We start from the raw sequence: 19,270 nt of genomic DNA on the forward strand, positions 1-19,270 counted from the left end.
ACAAAAGTGTGCACAATAAAAAAGAGGTGAGAGAAAATTGGACTTGTATAGGATAAATGATAAGACAATTAGCAAACAAAAGATAACGGATACAATCGATAAGATCTTATCTTATAGAGCTCAAGGTCTATCACAAACTGAAGTTTCTGATAAGCTTAACCTAGATAGGATTTTTATATCGAGGCTGGAGAAGATGGGAGAAATTAGAAAAGGTAAAAATATTGCTATAATTGGTTTTCCTATAGAAAATATCCAGCAAGTTCAAAACATTTCTGAGAAATTTGGAGTGAACTTTACCTTATTGCTAAGTGAGCAGCAGAGATGGCATTTTGTCGAGAGTAAGGAAGGAGTAGACCTTTTTAACCAGATATTAAAACTAGTAAATGACTTAAAGAGTTTTGATGTGGTAATAGTAATCGCTTCTGATAAAAGAATAAGACAAATTTCCAACCTTTTAGACCAAAAAATAGTACCGTACCCGATTGGAAAATCGCCTATAAAAGAAGATGTAGTTGTTAATACTGACGAAATAGAAAAACTGCTTGCTACCCTTTGTTAAAGGAGCTGACTAATTTGAAAAAAGTTGTAAGTGTAAGCTTAGGATCAGCGTCAAGGGATCATAAAGTATACACAGAGATATATGGTCATAAGATTTGTATAGAAAGAGTGGGAACTGATGGCGACATCGAAAAGATGGTAGAAATAATTAGAGAATTGGATGGGAAAATAGACGCATTTGGATTAGGAGGTATGGACCTATTTTTAATAGTCAATGGGAAAAAATATGTTTTAAGAGAATCGGAAAAAATAATAAAGCATGCAAAAAAAACTCCCATAGTTGATGGCTCAGGACTGAAAGGGACATTAGAAAAACAAACCCTTAGGTACTTACAAGCTAACGGCTTTAACTTCAAAGACAAAAAGGTTTTATTGGTATGTGCTTTAGATAGATTTGGAATGGCAGAAGAATTACTTAGGCTAGGGGCAAACACAATTTATGGTGATTTGATGTTTAGCTTGGGCATACCAATAAAAATAACTTCAATAAAAACCCTTTCTAAGGTTGCAAATGTTGCATTGCCTGTGATTAGGCATTTGCCTTTTAACATGCTTTATCCTACTGGAGCTAAGCAAGAAAAAAGCCTAGAAAAGTACAGAAAGGTTTTTAATTGGTCTGAAGTTATAGCGGGAGACTTCCATTTCATAAAAAAATATCTACCCTTTAACCTTACTGAAAAAACAATTATTACTAACACAGTAACTTCGAAAGATGTAGAAATTTTAGCAAGTCGTGGTTTAAAAACTTTAGTTACAACAACACCAGAACTCAACGGTCGCTCGTTCGGGACTAATGTAATGGAAAGCGTTTTGATTGCTTTGAATGAGCCAAATCAAAAGCTTGATTACGAAGATATGCTAAAAAAGGTTGATTTTAAGCCGAGAATAATATCATTAGATCAAGTCAAAAGGCAAAATAGGGGGTTGTCCCATGGATAATAGGTTTGCTTTTCTAATTCATCCCATAGATGTAAATGATATGGCTAGGAAGTTTAAGTTTCTACAAAAGATGCCAGAAAGTTGGGTGGAAAATGGAATTAAGTATTTACCACCTATTAAAGTATCAGAAATAACGGGAGTAGAGTCTAGTTATAATAAAGCAGAGGGAAACTTCGTAGCATGTACCCTTACATCCAGACAGATTACCACGTTGCCCCCGGATTTTGTGCTAAGGAAAATAATCAAAGCAGGGAAACTGGCAGAAAAAATGGGTGCTAAGATAGTTGGGTTAGGTGCTATGACATCAGTAGTCGGTGACGCTGGACTAACAATTTCAAAAAACTTGAATATCCCAGTAACAACTGGTAATAGTTATACTGTAGCATCAGCGATTGAAGGAACAAAAAAAGCAGCAAAGTTAATGGGACATAGTTTAGATAGCTGTGAAGTTACTATTATTGGCGCTACTGGCTCTATTGGTGCTGTAACATCACGCATTCTATCCAGAGAAGTTAGAAGCTTGAACTTGATTGCAAGAAATCAACGAAGGTTAGAAAGACTTGCTAAGATAATAATGCAAGAGACGGGGACTCCTATAAAAATACCTACGACACCTAAAGAAGGTATTAAAAAAGCTGATATAATTATTTCTGTGTCCGGGTCTGTTGATTGTGTTATAAGCCCTGAAGATATAAAACCTGGGGCAGTAGTTTGTGACGTCGCAAGGCCGAGGGATGTTTCGCAGAAGGTACAAAAGTTAAGAAATGATGTCTTTGTTTTTGAAGGTGGATTAATCAAAGTGCCAGGGGACGTGAACTTTAACTTTAATTTTGGTTTCCCACCAAAAACAGCATACGCCTGTATGGCAGAAACTATGATTTTAGCTTTAGAAAACAAATTCGAGCCTTATACTCTTGGCAGGGAGCTAACTGTTAACCAAGTTGACGAAATACAAATGTTATCAAGAAAACACGGGTTTACATTGGGAGGTTTCAGAAGTTTTGAAAGAGCGGTAGATGAAAAAGAAATAGAGCGTATAAAAAGGAATGTGCTAATAAATTCACTAAATTTAAAAAAATCTGCTGCTAAGGTTTGACAAAACAAACCCAGTCGATTATAATATTTGCAAGCACTGAAGGGATTCACTCTTTAGTGCTTGTTATTGTATACGTTGTGGTAAAAGTTGTCACCCATCAGAAGTGTATAATTAATGCTGCTTTTACATATCATTGTTTAACAGAGACAATTTTTACTGAAAAAGGAGAGAGACTGATAATGGAAAACGGAAAAGAAGTAATTTTGACACCTAGCGGTTTAAAAAAATTAGAAGAAGAACTAGAGTATCTTAAATCTACAAAGCGTAGGGAAGTAGCAGATAGAATAAAGGTTGCTATCAGCTATGGAGACATTAGCGAAAACTCTGAGTATGAAGATGCAAAAAATGAGCAGGCATTCGTAGAAGGGCGTATATTAACAATTGAAAAAATGTTAAGGAATGCTACCGTTATTGATGAAGAAGAAGTAAACAAAGAAGTAGTGAATGTTGGCTGTACCGTTCGACTTAAAGACCTAGAATATGATGAAGAGCTAGAGTATACTATTGTAGGCTCAGCAGAGGCAAACCCAAATGAAAGTAAAATTTCAAATGAGTCTCCCGTTGGAAAGGCGATAATAGGAAAGCCAATAAATAGTGTAGTTGATGTAACAGTTCCGGCAGGAAATATAAAATACAAAATTCTTTCAATTAGCTAGTTTCAACCTTTTATACGAACTAATATGTAGGTTATATTTAGGAGTGATATTATGGAAGAGCAACAACTTAATGAATTACAAAAAGTGCGCAGAGAAAAATTGACTCAATTAAAAGAACAAGGTATAGAGCCTTATGGCAAAAAAAATCCTCCTAAAAATGTTACAGAAGAAATAAATTGTAACTTTGAGGAGTTTGAAGGCAAGCCTGTTTCATTAAGTGGGAGAGTGATGGCCAAGCGTGGGCATGGCAAAGCTGGCTTTTTAAACATAAGAGATTTTAAGGGTGAAATCCAAGTATACGGAAGAAAAGATCGCTTAAATGAAAACTATCCCCTTTTTTCAACACTTGATATAGGAGACTTTATTTATGTTGAAGGAGAAGTTTTTAAAACAAAACGCGGTGAAGTCTCTATAAAGGCAGATAAGGTTCAAATGCTGTCTAAATCATTACAACCTTTGCCTGAAAAATGGCATGGACTTAAGGATGTGGAACTACGCTACAGGCAAAGATATGTAGATCTGATAGTTAATCCTGATGTAAAAGAGGTTTTTATAAAAAGAAGTAGAATCATAAAAGAGATTAGGAGCTACTTAGACAACCTTAATTATTATGAAGTAGAAACACCTATGATGCAAACCATCGCAGGTGGAACTAGTGCTAGGCCATTCTCTACTTACCACAATACATTAGAACAGGAACTTTTTATGCGTATAGCACCAGAACTGTTTTTGAAAAGACTTGTTGTAGGTGGTTTTGAAAAGGTATATGAACTAAATAGAAATTTTAGAAATGAAGGCATATCAACTAAACATAATCCTGAGTTTACTATGTTAGAGCTTTATCAAGCTCATGCAGATTATACAGATATGATGGAAATCACAGAAAATATGATTGCTGAGGTAGCTCAAAAAGTGTTGGGAACTACGCAAATAACCTATCAAGGGCAAGAAATCGACTTAACTCCTCCGTGGCGCAGAGCTACAATGCTAGAGCTTGTTGAAGAGTATACAAACATTGATTTTTCTACATTAGATGAAGAAGAGTCAAAACAAATAGCTAAAGAAAAAGGTGTTGCTATAGATGAAGGTGTATGGACCTGGGGTAAGATAGTAAATTACTTTTTTGAAGAACATGTGGAAGAGCATTTAATCCAGCCTACTTTTGTTTATGGACATCCTAAAGATATTTCTCCTTTAGCCAAGGCACAGTCAGAAGATGAAAGGCTTACAGAAAGATTTGAAGGCTTTGTTTTTGCAAGGGAGTTATGCAACGCTTTTTCTGAGTTAAATGATCCTATAGATCAAAGGCAGAGATTTGAGCAGCAAATGGAAGAAAAAGCAGCAGGGGATGATGAAGCTCATGAAATGGATGAGGATTTTGTAAATGCACTTGAGTTTGGCATGCCACCTACTGGGGGGTTAGGCATAGGGATAGATAGACTAGTGATGCTTTTAACCGATAGTCCTTCTATAAGAGATGTTATTCTTTTCCCGACATTGAAGGATAAAAATCTTTAAGAGACGCAAACTTGCGTCTCTTTTATAATGAAAAAGTTAAAAGTGTAAAATCAAAAAAGTACTTGTCAAAAATGTTTTGATATGGTATATTATTAATCGTGCTCAGGAGAAATAAGGAGCACAGAAAAATATTTCTTTTATTTCTTGACAATCCTGCGGATTTATGCTAAGATATTTTTTGCGTAGGACTCAAATTAGGTCTTTGAAAATTGAACAGCTAATGCAAAAGCCAGAATGCAGACTAGAATTCCTGCTCTTGGAATTCGTAGTCGAATTTACCCAAAAACTTTTACCCAAAAGTTTGTTGGGCTCCGTTTTAATTAGTTTTAAAACATTTAAGTAAGATGAGCTAAATTTTAGCTTTTCATAAATGTAGACTGAATTCTTGTTTTTGAATTCATAGTCGAATTTATCCAGGAGCTGTAGAATTCTTAGTTTTAGCCAACAGGTTAAAACTTTAGAATTCTTAGCTATCGGGCAGAATCTTTTATGGAGAGTTTGATCCTGGCTCAGGACGAACGCTGGCGGCATGCCTCACACATGCAAGTCGAACGATCCGACACTCAACCTAGTTGAGTGTCTGGATAGTGGCGGACGGGTGCGTAACACGTGGGCAACCTGCCCTTTAGATCGGGATACCATCGGGAAACTGATGTTAATACCGGATACCTTCTTTTTGTCACCTGATAAAAAGAAGAAAGATTTATCGCTAAAGGATGGGCCCGCGCTTCATTAGCTAGTTGGTAGGGTAACGGCCTACCAAGGCAACGATGGATAGCTGGTCTGAGAGGACGATCAGCCACACTGGGACTGAGACACGGCCCAGACTCCTACGGGAGGCAGCAGTGGGGGATATTGCGCAATGGGGGCAACCCTGACGCAGCAATGCCGCGTGAAGGATGAAGGTTTTCGGATCGTAAACTTCTGTTATGAGGGATGAATAAAATGACAGTACCTCAAGAGGAAGCCCCGGCTAACTACGTGCCAGCAGCCGCGGTAATACGTAGGGGGCGAGCGTTGTCCGGAATTACTGGGCGTAAAGAGCATGTAGGTGGTTTGATAAGTCAGATGTTAAACTGCGGGGCTCAACCCCGTATTGCATTTGAAACTGTCAAACTTGAGGACAGGAGAGGAAAGTGGAATTCCTAGTGTAGCGGTGAAATGCGTAGATATTAGGAGGAACACCAGTGGCGAAGGCGACTTTCTGGACTGTACCTGACACTGAGATGCGAAAGCGTGGGGAGCGAACAGGATTAGATACCCTGGTAGTCCACGCCGTAAACGCTGGGCACTAGGTGTAGGGGGTTTAGATACCCTCTGTGCCGCAGTTAACGCACTAAGTGCCCCGCCTGGGGAGTACGACCGCAAGGTTGAAACTCAAAGGAATTGACGGGGGCCCGCACAAGCAGCGGAGCATGTGGTTTAATTCGACGCAACGCGAAGAACCTTACCAGGGCTTGACATCCTCTGAAGGCTTTAGAGATAGAGTCGTCCTCTTTTGAGGCAGAGAGACAGGTGGTGCATGGTTGTCGTCAGCTCGTGTCGTGAGATGTTGGGTTAAGTCCCGTAACGAGCGCAACCCTTATTCTTAGTTGCCAGCAGGTTAAGCTGGGCACTCTAAGGAGACTGCCGGTGATAAACCGGGGGAAGGTGGGGATGACGTCAAATCATCATGCCCCTTATGTCCTGGGCTACACACGTGCTACAATGGCCTGAACAACGGGAAGCGAAGGAGCGATCTGGAGCGAATCCTTTAAATCAGGTCTCAGTTCGGATTGCAGGCTGCAACTCGCCTGCATGAAGTCGGAGTTGCTAGTAATCGCGAGTCAGCATATCGCGGTGAATGCGTTCCCGGGCCTTGTACACACCGCCCGTCACACCACGAAAGTTTGCAACACCCGAAGCCGGTGAGCCAACCGGTTGGGAGGTGAGAGGTGAGAAGTTGGAAGTGAGAAAAGATAAAGTCGCAAGTTAGAAGAAGGGTTAAGTAAAAAGGTCTAAAGACTATATTTACAAGCAATAATCCCACCTCTAACATCCCACGACCCAAACTCATTTCAGAATCTCGGTTCTCACATCCCAACTGGAGGCAACCGTCGAAGGTGGGGCGAATGATTGGGGTGAAGTCGTAACAAGGTAGCCGTATCGGAAGGTGCGGCTGGATCACCTCCTTTCTAAGGAGCTTTAACTTATGGTTAGTAGCTTAGCTGTTTAATTTTGAAAGACCTAGTCTTTCATGCAAGGGCTTATAGCTCAGCTGGTCAGAGCGCACGCCTGATAAGCGTGAGGTCGGTGGTTCGAGTCCACCTAAGCCCACCATAAAAAACATGGGGGTGTAGCTCAGTTGGGAGAGCACCTGCCTTGCAAGCAGGGGGTCAGCGGTTCGAATCCGCTCATCTCCACCATTTTTTTTATACCGATCTTTGAAATTACCCATAAGGAAAGAAACTAAGAAAGTATCAACCCGAGAAACAAAAGCGTGGTAGATACAATTTCATTATGTTTAAACGAGCAAATTAGGTCAAGTTACAAAGGGCGCACGGCGGATGCCTTGGCGCTGGGAGTCGAAGAAGGACGTAGCGAGCTGCGAAAAGCCGCGATTAGCTGCAAGCAAGCTGTAAGTCGCGGATTTCCCAATGGGGCAACCCACCACAGTTAATACTGTGGTACCACCACCTGAATAAGTAGGGTGGTAGGAGACAACCGGGGGAACTGAAACATCTAAGTACCCCGAGGAAGAGAAAGAAAACTCGATTCCCTAAGTAGTGGCGAGCGAACGGGGAAGAGCCTAAACATTTTTAGTGTAAGCCTGTATGCGTTGCTAAAAGTGGGTTGAGGGAGTTACTTTACAAGTGGATACAGCCACTTGGGATAGTTACAAAATTAAAGTTTAGGCGAATTGGCTGGGAAGCCAAACGATACAAGGTGAAAGTCCTGTAGCCGAAAAGCTTTAAACTATCTAAGTAGCCACCCGAGTATTGCGGGACACGAGAAACCCCGTAAGAATCTAGGAGGACCACCTCCAAAGGCTAAATACTACCCAGCGACCGATAGTGAACAAGTACCGTGAGGGAAAGGTGAAAAGTACCCCAGGCGGGGGATGAAATAGAACCTGAAACCGTGTGCCTACAAACAGTCAGAGCCCCATAAGCGGGTGATGGCGTACCTTTTGTATAATGGATCAGCGAGTTACATTTGCAAGCGAGGTTAAATGGTAAAGCCATGGAGCCGAAGCGAAAGCGAGTCTTAATAGGGCGTTAAGTTTGTATGTGTAGACCCGAACCCGAGTGACCTACCCATGGCCAGGGTGAAGTTTTGGTAACACAAAATGGAGGCCCGAACCCACTAATGTTGAAAAATTAGGGGATGAGCTGTGGGTAGCGGTGAAATGCCAAACGAACTCGGAGATAGCTGGTTCTCCCCGAAATAGCTTTAGGGCTAGCCTCAAGGATGAATAGTGGAGGTAGAGCACTGATTGAGCTAGGGGCCTAACCCAGGTTACCGAACTCAGTCAAACTCCGAATGCCATATATTTAGACCTTGGGAGTCAGACTATGGGTGATAAGGTCCATAGTCGAGAGGGAAACAGCCCAGACCATCTGCTAAGGTCCCCAAGTGTAAGCTAAGTGGAAAAGGATGTGGGATTGCTTAGACAACCAGGATGTTGGCTTAGAAGCAGCCACCATTTAAAGAGTGCGTAATAGCTCACTGGTCAAGTGATCCTGCGCCGAAAATGTCCGGGGCTAAAGCTTACCACCGAAGCAATGGAATTTGAGAGGTGTGAGGTGAGAGGTTAGAAATGGGAATAAAAAGTTATGAAAACCTGAAAGTTTACAAGAAAGGTTATGAATTAGCTTTAAAAGTACACCAGACAACCTTAAATTTTCCTGATTATGAGAAGTATGAACTTGGAAGTCAGCTAAGACGTGCTGCTTTATCAATACCGCTAAACATAGCGGAGGGGTATGGTAGGTCAGGTCAAGACTTCAAGAGGTTTTTAGGCTATTCATTAGGATCTGCTAATGAAGTTATGGTCTTACTTCAGTTCTCACAGGATTTAGGATATACGAAAAGCACTCAACTCATAGACGAGTATGATGTGTTAGGCAAACAATTATATCATTTAAGGAAGAACTGGAACTAATCCCACATCTTACTTCTCACATCACACTTCTCAATTGGTAGGGGAGCGTTCTAAGTGCGGCGAAGCTGTACCGAAAGGAGCAGTGGAGCGCTTAGAAGTGAGAATGCTGATATAAGTAACGAAAAGAGATGTGAGAACCATCTCCGCCGAAAACCTAAGGTTTCCTGAGGAAGGCTTGTCCGCTCAGGGTAAGCCGGGACCTAAGCCGAGGCCGAAAGGCGTAGGCGATGGACAACTGGTAGAGATTCCAGTGCCACCAAGCTTTGTCTAAGTGATGGGGTGACGCAGTAAGGTAGGTTATCGCACTGATGGATATGTGCGTTCAAGCCAGTAGGGATTAGAGGTAGGCAAATCCGCCTCTATCTATTCTGAGAGGTTAAGAGGACCCAATTAAGGGGAACTAACTAATCCTACACTGCCAAGAAAAGCCTCTAGCAAGAAGCGCGGTGCCCGTACCGTAAACCGACACAGGTAGGTGAGGAGAGAATCCTAAGGCGCTCGGGAGAACCTTCGTTAAGGAACTCGGCAAAATGACCCCGTAACTTCGGGAGAAGGGGTGCCTCGATATTGTGAAGTACATTCGTACTGAGCGAGAGGAGGCCGCAGTGAATAGGCCCAAGCGACTGTTTATCAAAAACACAGGTCTCTGCTAAATCGAAAGATGAAGTATAGGGGCTGACGCCTGCCCGGTGCTGGAAGGTTAAGGGAACGTGTTAGCGCAAGCAAAGCATTGAACCGAAGCCCCAGTAAACGGCGGCCGTAACTATAACGGTCCTAAGGTAGCGAAATTCCTTGTCGGGTAAGTTCCGACCCGCACGAAAGGCGCAACGACTTGGGCGCTGTCTCAACGAAGGACCCGGTGAAATTGTAGTACCTGTGAAGATGCAGGTTACCCGCGACAAGACGGAAAGACCCCGTGGAGCTTTACTGTAGCCTGATATTGGATTTTGGCATTTACTGTACAGCATAGGTGGGAGGCTGAGAATAGAGGACGCTAGTTTTCTAGGAGCCTAAAGTGGGATACCACCCTGTGAATGTTGGAATTCTAACTAGAAGCCGTAATCCGGTTTTAGGACAGTGTCAGGTGGGCAGTTTGACTGGGGCGGTCGCCTCCCAAAGAGTAACGGAGGCGCCCCAAGGTCTCCTCAGAATGGTTGGAAATCATTCGTAGAGTGCAAAGGCATAAGGAGGCTTGACTGCGAGACTTACAAGTCGAGCAGGGACGAAAGTCGGGCTTAGTGACCCGGCGGTACCGAGTGGAAGGGCCGTCGCTCAACGGATAAAAGCTACCCCGGGGATAACAGGCTTATCTCCCCCAAGAGTTCACATCGACGGGGAGGTTTGGCACCTCGATGTCGGCTCATCGCATCCTGGGGCTGTAGTAGGTCCCAAGGGTTGGGCTGTTCGCCCATTAAAGCGGTACGCGAGCTGGGTTCAGAACGTCGTGAGACAGTTCGGTCCCTATCTGTCGCGGGCGCAGGAAGTTTGAGAGGATCTGTCCTTAGTACGAGAGGACCGGGATGGACGAACCTCTAGTGTACCAGTTGTCACGCCAGTGGCAGTGCTGGGTAGCTAAGTTCGGCACGGATAAGCGCTGAAAGCATCTAAGCGCGAAGCCACCTTCAAGATAAGACTTCCCAACTTGTAAAAGTGTAAGACTCCAGATAGACTATCTGGTAGATAGGCCGGGGGTGTACAGGTAGTAATACCTTTAGCTGACCGGTACTAATAAGTCGAGGACTTGACCAACTTAGTTTAGATAATGACTTAGTTTTCTTTCCTTATGGTAATTTGAATCCAGTGACCATAGCGAAGAGGTCCCACCGGTTCCCATCTCGAACACCGAAGTTAAGCTCTTCAGCGCCGATGGTACTTGGGGTCTACCCCCTGGAAGAGTAGGACGTCGCTGGGTAAAAATGTTCCTCAGTAGCTCAACGGTGGAGCAACCGGCTGTTAACCGGTAGGTTGTAGGTTCAAATCCTACCTGAGGAGCCATTATTTGACTTTTAAACATTGCTTATAAAATAGCGATGTTTTTTTTATGGGGTACATAGTGTTGAATACAATTTTGTATAATAGTCAACAATAGTTGCTAATGATGTTTATTTAAATGCATTTTGTAGCTAAGTTAAATAACTGCAATATTGTCGAATAAATATCATATACTTTATATGAGGTGAATTATATGTCTAAAGTAAAATCATTGTTGTTGAGTGGTACATTAGCTGCAACAGCTGTGCTTGTAACCAGCTCTGTTAGTCTTGGACAACAAGAAGTTACTATTTTTACACAAGATGGTCCGGTTACTGTTCGTACCAATGAAAATAAAGTAAAAAATATAGTTAACGATGCTAACATTGAATTAACTAATAAGGATAAAGTGTACCCTTCGTTGGATCAACAACTAAAAACTGACTATATAGCCATTAAAAAGGGTAGTAAAGTTAAAATACATGTAGATGGTGAAAAAAAACAAACTATAAGCTGGGCGCACGATGTAGAAGAGTTACTAAATGAACAAGGTGTAATTTTAAATGATGATGATATAGTAAAAATACCACTTGATACTAAGTTAAAAGAAGTAGATAACATTAAAATTGTACGAGTTAATAAGGAAATTGTAACAGAAACTTCTAATATACCATATGAGTCAAATTACTATGTTGACAGAAGTTTACCTTCAGGAAGCAGTAGAACTATAATACCTGGTAAAAAGGGTAAAAAAGAAGTTTCCTATGAAGTTACCTACCACGATGGTGAAGAGCAAGAGCGTACTGTGTTGCAAAAAGAAGTAGTTTCTCAGCCCCAAAGTGCTAAAGTTTATACAAACCAGAGGAATATGGTTGCTTCGAGAGGTTCTAATAGTAGTACCACAACTGGGGTATCGGGATATGTAGGAGTAGCTTCTTGGTATGGCTCTAATTTTCATGGAAGTGGGACCGCAAGTGGTGAAACATACGATAAAAATGCAATGACTGCAGCACATCGATATCTTCCTTTTGGTACAAGAGTACAAGTTACATTTTTGAAAACTGGAAAAAGTGTTGAAGTAACGATAAATGATAGAGGTCCGTTTACAGGAGGGAGAATTATAGATTTATCTGAAGCGGCAGCTCGGGAAGTTGGGCTTTTGCCTCATGGAACTGGTAGAGTGGAAATTAAAATAATAAACTAACAATAAAAGTTAACTTTTTATTACTCTCCTTCGCTTGTCTAAGATAATTGACCTTAATAAATTAAGCTCCAAAAAAACTAGCTCTTTTAAAGGGCTAGTTTTTTTGTAAGTCTTCGAAAAGATTAATTAAAGAACTACTTTTAGGTGTAAAGCAAATAATGTGGCTAGTGTTATTAATTTACAGATTACATGTGCACGAATATAATGTATAATGTAATTATGTAAACTATAAAAAGGGGAGATGGAGTAATTGAAGCTAATAAAAGTTGCGCTAATTATGCTTATAACGGTTTTAATTTTACCTGCTTGTACAGACACTGATGCACCAAAAGAAAAGCTATCTAACGATAAAGATAGTACAGTAACCAGCCCAGCAGATGCTAAGGAAGACGACAATGATAAACAAGATGATAAGGAAGAAGAACCTGGGGAACCTAAGGTAGTAAGACCTGAAAACTTAAAGGGGATATACTTAACTGGTAATTCTGTAGGACACCCTACTAGGTTTATTGACCTAATAGAGTTTGTAAATGAAACTGAGCTTAATACCATGGTAATAGATGTTAAAGATGACCACGGTGATATATCTTATAAAGACACTGAAGTACAGCTTGCTTTGGATATGGATGCTAATAAAAATAAAGTATCTTCTATGGAAGAAGCTATGGACAAACTGGTAGAGAATGAAATCTATCCTCTGGCTAGAGTTGTTGTGTTTAAAGATAATAATTTAGGAGAAAGCAGGCCAGATCTAGCCATACAAGACCCTAATGGTGGAGTTTGGGTTGAAAGTGGCAGTAATGTAAGGTGGGCTGATCCACATAGCGAAGAGGTCTGGGAATATGTTGTAGATGTTGCTATAGAGGCAGCAGAACTAGGATTTCAAGAGATTCAATTCGATTATATCAGATTCCCTAATCATGGTGGCTTAAAGTACCCTCACAAGGAAGATTTTAAGGAGAACCACCTACAGGGAGACGAAGAATATAGTAGGTCATTGGTCATAAAGGCATTTACAGAGTATGCAGCAGCTAGATTGAAAGAGCACGAAGTAGATGTTACTGCAGATATTTTTGGGATGATTGGGCATACAAGTGGTGATATGGGAATTGGTCAACACTTAGAGACCCTAGTATCTGCAGAAGGGTTAGATGCTATTTATCCTATGGTTTATCCCTCACACTATCATCATAATAATTACGGATTAAGCCCTAATAATGCTTATCCTTATGAAACGGTTTATTATGCTTTAGAAGAGTTTCAAGAACGTTTAGACGAAGCAGGTAGCGATGTGGAAATTATACCGTGGCTGCAAGCTTTTTCTTGGGGAAAACCAGCTTATGGCCCTGAAGAAGTAAAGCTTCAAATAGAAGCGGGTCGCGATCTTGGGATAGATGGTTATATACTTTGGAATTCAGGGAACGTCTATGGTCCATACAAGGATGCTTTAAAGTAAAAAAGTCTTTGACTTTCATTTACCTTCGTGGTATACTCTTTATATAAAAGGTAAAAAAGTGGTTTGTGAAGTATCAGTTTGTAGTAGGTGGCTAATGAGCTGGGGTATGCTTATTCTAAGTAGACTATAGTTAGTTAGCTAAACAATCGAGCCAAGCTGTGAAAAACTTTCCAGGGGAAAAGTGGCTTTATCTTGGTTCTGTATGGGCCAAGATTAGACTATAAACTTAAGTTTATGGTCTGGGCTAGTCGAAAGACGAAATCCAAGCACTCTAGTCTCTCTACGAGACTAGAGTGCTTTTTTACACCCCTTTTTACCAAAAATTTATAGGAGGTTAGTTATAGGAATGAATTTTTTTAAGAAAAGCTTTGGATTACTTACTGTTTTACTGCTAACTATTGGTATGATCGGCTGTACTTCTAATGGAGGAACATATGATGAAGTAATGGAAAGAGGTTATATTGAATTTTCTATGAGTGGAGGATATCCACCGTTTAATTATTATAATGATGATGGTGATTTAGTAGGGTTTGATGTAGAGATTGCCGAGGAAGTGGCAAAAAGGATGGGTGTTGAATCGAAACCAGTAACAGCACCTTTTGATGGATTAGTTTTTGGTCTTCAAACAGGGGACTTTGATGGGATACTAGGAAGTATGGCTATCACAGAAGAAAGGAAGGAAAATGTTTCCTTTTCCAACCCTTACTATTATTCTGGTGCCCAAATATTTGTCGAAGAAAATTCTGATATAAATGGCATAGATGATTTGACAGATAGTCATCAAGTTGCAGTTGTGACAGGTACTACTTTCGAAGAAGCTGTGGCAGAAACAGGTGCTGAAATAGTGCCCCTAGAAGACGATGCTGAAACCCTCAGACAACTGGATTCTTCTGATGTTGACGCTGTAGTTACTGACTATCTTGTAGGGTTGATAAATATCGAAGAGCACGGATATAACTTTGTTCCTGCTGGTGATTTTTTATACACCGAAGAGATTGCAGTGGCTTTCCAGCAGGAAGATGTGGAACTTGTTGAGGCCGTTAATCAAGCCTTAGAAGAAATGATTGAAGATGGAACTTATGAGGAAATATCTTACAGTTATTTTGGTACTGATATAAGTGAACCAAGATAAGAGTTTAGTGTTGTTGATTCCCCCTGTTTCTTTAGGGGGAATCAACAATAAATAATATTTATTTAATCCTAGACATTGGGGGTGCTAGTTTGATTTCTGATTTAGTTAATTCAGTACAAGAATGGTTTTCTTTTTTAATTGGAAGCTTTACTTTATATCCTGATGCTATTATTATAACTTTTCAAATAACAGCTATTGGAATTTTGCTTGGAACAGTATTAGGGCTAATTTTCGCATTTTTAAAAATATCAAAGTATAAGGCTTTAAACATCATTGCTAATGTTTACATAAGTATTATACGAGGGACGCCTTTATTGTTACAAATTATAGTATTTTATAATGTTATAAGAATCGTAATCAATTTTGGTCGTGTAGAGGCTGCTGCTCTAGCATTAGCTGTTCATAATGGAGCATATATAGCAGAGATATTTAGAGGTTCTATCGAATCCATATCAAAAGGGCAGATGGAAGCTGCTCGCTCCTTAGGCATGACTCATTGGCAAGCTATGAGAAGAATAATTTTGCCACAGGCTTTTAAACGCGCTATTCCACCACTTGCAAACCAGTTTAGTATAGCTCTAAAAGACTCATCTTTAGCTACGGTAATTGGAGTACGTGAGATTTTACAAGTTACAAGGACACATGTAGCAAGTTCTTATGAACTCAGATTTTATTTAACTGCAGGTCTTATATACTGGGTGCTAACTACTGTAATAACTTATATAGTTCGAATTTTGGAGAAAAAGTTTTTTTCTAATGAAAGGTAGGTGTAAAAAGCTTGATTAAGATTGATAATTTAAATAAGTGGTTTGGAAAGCTGCATGTACTTAAAGACATAAACTTAGATATCAAAGAGCAGGAGGTAGTAGTAATTATAGGTGCCAGTGGCTCGGGGAAAAGTACACTTCTACGTTGTATAAACTTACTGGAGCAATACCAAAAGGGAGACATAACAATTAAAGGAGAAACTTTAGGAAATGGAGAAAATATCAACCAAATTAGGCAAAAAGTAGGGATGGTGTTTCAACGTTTTAACTTATTTCCTCATAAATCAGTAATTGAAAATGTAATGGAAGGTCCTACTCAAGTAAAAGGAACTAATAAAGAAGAAGCTGAGTTGATTGCTAAGGAATTATTAGCAAAAGTTGGTCTTGATGATAAATCCTATCAGTATCCTGCTCAACTTTCGGGAGGCCAGCAACAAAGAGTGGCAATTGCCCGCTCATTGGCGATGGAGCCAGAGATTATGCTATTTGATGAGCCTACCTCAGCCTTAGATCCTGAACTGGTAGGTGAAGTTTTACAGGTAATGAAAGATTTAGCTAAAGAAGGAATGACAATGGCTGTTGTAACCCATGAAATGGGATTTGCAAAGGAAGTAGCAGACAGAGTTGTTTATATTGATGAAGGGAAAATAATAGAAGAAGGAACTCCACAACAAATTTTTGACAACCCAAGAGAAGAAAGAACACAAGAATTTTTGAGTAAAATATTATAGTGTTACCACAAAAGCCACTAATTTAGTGGCTTTATTTATAAATAAAAAATATTTGCAAAGTTATGATATAATGGCTGTAGGAGGGAAAAAGATGAAAACAAAAACAATAAATAACTTTTCAACTTCAAACTCACCTATAGCCAGTTTAAACTTAGGAGAAAAAGTCATAGTAGAAGTGTTAGATAAATTTAATGGACAGCTAACTTATAATAATGAGAATATTTCAAGTCTCAAGGCAGATAAACTCAACCCTGCTACTGGTCCATTTTACATAAGAAATACTTACCCAGAAGAAATACTGGTGGTTAATATTCATCAATTAACCGCTGAGTCAATTGGGGTATCTACTGTTTTCCCAGACTTGGGAGTTTTAGGAGAAAAAATAGAAAAACCTGAAAGCTTTTTTTACAACTTAGACTTTAATACAATAGGGATAGAGGAAGGTAAGATAGAATTTACACCCTTTATTTCAATAATAGGAACAACACCTAATAAACTAATAAGTACAGGGGTGCCAGCCAATCACGGAGGAAAAGTAGATTGTCCTAATTTAAAACAAGGCTGTAAAATTTTATTACCTATATTTCAGGAGGGGAGTTTACTGGCTTTAGGTGGGATCAAAGCTATGCAAGGTTTTGGTCAGGTTGCAGGTACTGGTATAGAGTGTGGAGGGGAAATTGCCTTTAGCTGTAACAAAACTACAATAGAAGCGTTGAAAACCCCTATGGTGATATCAGAAGAAGGTTATGAAATATTGGCAAGCCATTATAATTTAGAAAAAGCTATACACATGGCTACTGAGCAGTGGTGCTATTTATTAGAAGATATTTGTGGTTTTTCTTTTCCAAAGTCATACCATTACCTAAGTATTGCTTCAAACTTAAGTATAGTTCAATTGGTAAATCCTAATGTTACTGTATCTTTAAGTATTCATAAGAGCATTATATTAGATAAGTTAAAATTATTTTTTTCTTTACTTGACAAGTAATTCAATAATAAATACAATGAAAATAAAAGGTCAAGGAAAGTCAAACCAAAGAGGTGTTGTGCATGGCAAGTGTTGCGGGAAGGGTAGAAAATTATATTTTAGATCTATTAAATAAAAATCATGTGGCAGTTTTTAAACGAAATGAAATGGCGATAATTTTAAACTGTGCACCATCCCAAATAAACTACGTATTACAAACTAGATTTTCAACTGAAAAAGGATATAAGGTTGAAAGTCAGCGGGGTGGGGGAGGGTTTATAAGGATAACAAAAATTTCCTCTAAAGGACAAACTGTATTAGAGGAAATCTCACATATGCTAGAAAAGGGAGTTACAGAAAAACAAAGCAAAAACATTATAGCAAGGCTTGTAGAGCAGGGTATATTTACCCAGAGGGAAGGCAACATATTAGTAGAAGCTACTGCTGCCTCTACTTTAGATCTTCCATTGCCAATTAGAGATATTATAAGGGGTAAAATCTTAAAAAGTGCTATTGTATATGTTTGTAAACTTAGTTAGGGGGTGTTTATTATGGTATGTCAAGAGTGTAAAAAAAGACAGGCTTCAGTACATTTTACCAAGATAATTAATGGTGAGAAAATTGAAATGAAACTTTGTGAAAATTGTGCGGAACAAAGAGGCGATTTAGATTTTGGTGGCCAACAGCCCTTTTCTGTACATCAACTTTTAGCAGGACTTTTAGACCTTGAAGAGCTATCTGGCACAAAGGGAGACTCGCCAGCTACCTATTCTGGTATTTGCAACAACTGTGGATTAACAGAGATGCAATTTGCTAAAATTGGCAGGCTTGGCTGTACCCAATGTTATGAGACCTTTGGCAATAGGTTAAACCCGCTTTTAAAAAGAGTACAGGGACGTTCTAACCATAATGGGAAAGTTCCAAAACGAACAGGTGGAGATATTAAATTAAAAAGGGAGATTGAAAAACTTAGGGAAAAATTAAATCGTTGTGTTATAGAAGAAAATTTTGAAGATGCAGCTGTTTATAGGGATAAAATCAAAGACTTAGAATCTCAGCTTAACAAAGGGGGGGAATAACCTTATGTCTTTAATGGGATTTATAGATAAAAATTTAAGCTTTTGGACTCAGGAAAAGAAGGGCCGTGAAAATGAAGTGGTTCTTAGTAGTAGAATTAGGCTAGCCCGCAACATCGATCTTATACCATTTCCTTTTCTGGCAGACAATAACGACCAAGCCAAAGTTGTTGAATTGGTAAAAGGCGCTATGAAAAATCAAAAAGAATTCTCTTACTTAAGTAGAAACAGCCTAAACTTAGAAGACCGACAAGCTTTAATGGAAAAACACTTAATTAGTATGCAACTAGTTAAAGAGAATAAAAATAGTGGTTTATGGATTAATGCTGATGAATCTGCAAGTATAATGGTTAATGAGGAAGATCATATTAGAATACAGGTGCTTTTACCGGGTTTTAATCTAGAAAACGCTAGAGGAAAAGCTAATGATTTGGACGATCTTTTGGAACAAAAATTAGATTATGGTTTCAATGAAAAGAAAGGTTACCTGACTTCATGCCCTACAAATGTGGGGACGGGACTTAGGGCATCTGTTATGGTTCATTTGCCAGGGTTAGTTATTACTAAACAAATAAACAAAGTTTTAACTGCGGTTTCTCAACTGGGGTTAGCGGTTAGAGGCATATATGGCGAAGGTTCTGATGCAGCTGGAAATATTCTTCAGATATCAAATCAGGTAACCTTAGGACAAAAAGAAGAAGAAATAATTGATAACATAAAAAGAGTTACTAAGCAGATTATTGATCATGAGCATAATGCTAGACAATGGCTCCTAAATGAGAAAAAAATAGAGGTTAAAGACAAAGTGCATAGGGCTTATGGAGTGCTCTCTAATGCATATACGATCTCCTCTAAAGAAGCACTAGAGTTGCTGTCACAAGTAAAGCTTGGGATTGATTTGCAACTACTAGATAAAGAAAGGGCACAAATATTTAAAGAACTTATTGTTCTTATAAGGCCAGGATATTTACAAAAGTTATATGGACAAAAGTTAGACGAAAAGCAGCGAGACATAAAAAGGGCTGAAGTTATAAGAGAAAGGCTTAAAAACTAAG

14 protein-coding genes, 3 tRNA genes and 3 rRNA genes are annotated in these 19,270 nt (G+C 39.4%); all 20 read left to right on the plus strand.

Annotated elements, in window-relative coordinates; translation table 11 throughout:
* Positions 1-37: 37 nt before the first annotated feature.
* The 20 genes from PRVXT_RS00565 (at position 38) to PRVXT_RS00660 (ending at position 19,269) form a co-directional block, all read left to right on the plus strand.
* A complete protein-coding gene (locus PRVXT_RS00565) occupies positions 38-559 on the plus strand; it encodes a transcriptional regulator (RefSeq protein WP_350343766.1) in 522 nt (173 codons plus the stop codon).
* Between the two features lie 14 nt (positions 560-573).
* On the plus strand, positions 574-1,497 hold the full coding sequence (locus tag PRVXT_RS00570) for a quinate 5-dehydrogenase (protein WP_350343767.1): 924 nt from the start codon (positions 574-576) through the stop codon (positions 1,495-1,497).
* The gene (locus PRVXT_RS00575) at positions 1,490-2,593 is read left to right on the plus strand and encodes a shikimate dehydrogenase (RefSeq protein ID WP_350343768.1); all 1,104 of its coding nucleotides are present in this window, start codon (positions 1,490-1,492) and stop codon (positions 2,591-2,593) included. The genes PRVXT_RS00570 and PRVXT_RS00575 overlap by 8 nt, the downstream gene beginning before the upstream one ends.
* A 179-nt stretch (positions 2,594-2,772) precedes the next feature.
* On the plus strand, positions 2,773-3,249 hold the full coding sequence (gene greA, locus PRVXT_RS00580) for a transcription elongation factor GreA (protein WP_350345079.1): 477 nt from the start codon (positions 2,773-2,775) through the stop codon (positions 3,247-3,249).
* A gap of 51 nt (positions 3,250-3,300) precedes the next feature.
* Positions 3,301-4,767 (plus strand): lysine--tRNA ligase, encoded by a 1,467-nt coding sequence (gene lysS, locus PRVXT_RS00585; protein WP_350343769.1) that lies wholly within the window; start codon positions 3,301-3,303, stop codon positions 4,765-4,767.
* A 486-nt stretch (positions 4,768-5,253) separates the two neighbouring features.
* Positions 5,254-6,941 (plus strand): 16S ribosomal RNA (locus tag PRVXT_RS00590).
* Positions 6,942-7,009: 68 nt separating this feature from the next.
* Positions 7,010-7,086, plus strand: a tRNA-Ile gene (locus PRVXT_RS00595).
* A gap of 10 nt (positions 7,087-7,096) precedes the next feature.
* Positions 7,097-7,172: transfer RNA gene (locus PRVXT_RS00600), tRNA-Ala, on the plus strand.
* A gap of 114 nt (positions 7,173-7,286) precedes the next feature.
* Positions 7,287-10,660 (plus strand): 23S ribosomal RNA (locus tag PRVXT_RS00605).
* A 47-nt stretch (positions 10,661-10,707) separates the two neighbouring features.
* Positions 10,708-10,823, plus strand: a 5S ribosomal RNA gene (gene rrf, locus PRVXT_RS00610).
* The 16S, 23S and 5S rRNA genes sit together here with 3 tRNA genes alongside, the layout of an rRNA operon.
* Before the next feature lie 8 nt (positions 10,824-10,831).
* Positions 10,832-10,906: transfer RNA gene (locus PRVXT_RS00615), tRNA-Asn, on the plus strand.
* Positions 10,907-11,096: 190 nt separating this feature from the next.
* Positions 11,097-12,086 (plus strand): septal ring lytic transglycosylase RlpA family protein, encoded by a 990-nt coding sequence (locus tag PRVXT_RS00620; protein ID WP_350343770.1) that lies wholly within the window; start codon positions 11,097-11,099, stop codon positions 12,084-12,086.
* Between the two features lie 250 nt (positions 12,087-12,336).
* Complete coding sequence (locus PRVXT_RS00625) at positions 12,337-13,542, plus strand: putative glycoside hydrolase (protein WP_350343771.1); 1,206 nt, start codon at positions 12,337-12,339, stop codon at positions 13,540-13,542.
* A 346-nt stretch (positions 13,543-13,888) separates the two neighbouring features.
* Positions 13,889-14,674 carry a transporter substrate-binding domain-containing protein gene (locus PRVXT_RS00630; RefSeq protein ID WP_350343772.1) on the plus strand — a complete coding sequence of 262 codons (786 nt, stop codon included), beginning with the start codon at positions 13,889-13,891 and terminating at the stop codon, positions 14,672-14,674.
* Between the two features lie 89 nt (positions 14,675-14,763).
* Positions 14,764-15,441: an amino acid ABC transporter permease gene (locus tag PRVXT_RS00635; RefSeq protein ID WP_350343773.1), complete on the plus strand. Its 678-nt coding sequence runs from the start codon at positions 14,764-14,766 to the stop codon at positions 15,439-15,441.
* An 11-nt stretch (positions 15,442-15,452) separates the two neighbouring features.
* Positions 15,453-16,172: an amino acid ABC transporter ATP-binding protein gene (locus PRVXT_RS00640; RefSeq protein WP_350343774.1), complete on the plus strand. Its 720-nt coding sequence runs from the start codon at positions 15,453-15,455 to the stop codon at positions 16,170-16,172.
* Positions 16,173-16,263: 91 nt separating this feature from the next.
* The gene (locus PRVXT_RS00645) at positions 16,264-17,160 is read left to right on the plus strand and encodes an acetamidase/formamidase family protein (RefSeq protein WP_350343775.1); all 897 of its coding nucleotides are present in this window, start codon (positions 16,264-16,266) and stop codon (positions 17,158-17,160) included.
* 62 nt (positions 17,161-17,222) lie between these two features.
* Entirely contained in the window at positions 17,223-17,678 is a 456-nt protein-coding gene (locus tag PRVXT_RS00650) for a CtsR family transcriptional regulator (RefSeq protein WP_350343776.1), read from the plus strand.
* Between the two features lie 12 nt (positions 17,679-17,690).
* Positions 17,691-18,218, plus strand: coding sequence for a UvrB/UvrC motif-containing protein (locus PRVXT_RS00655; protein ID WP_350343777.1), 528 nt, complete (start codon positions 17,691-17,693; stop codon positions 18,216-18,218).
* Positions 18,219-18,222: 4 nt separating this feature from the next.
* Complete coding sequence (locus tag PRVXT_RS00660) at positions 18,223-19,269, plus strand: protein arginine kinase (RefSeq protein ID WP_350343778.1); 1,047 nt, start codon at positions 18,223-18,225, stop codon at positions 19,267-19,269.
* Position 19,270: the final 1 nt, after the last annotated feature.

It is taken from the genome of Proteinivorax tanatarense (assembly GCF_040267685.1).
Taxonomy (GTDB): Bacteria; Bacillota; Proteinivoracia; order Proteinivoracales; family Proteinivoracaceae; genus Proteinivorax; species Proteinivorax tanatarense.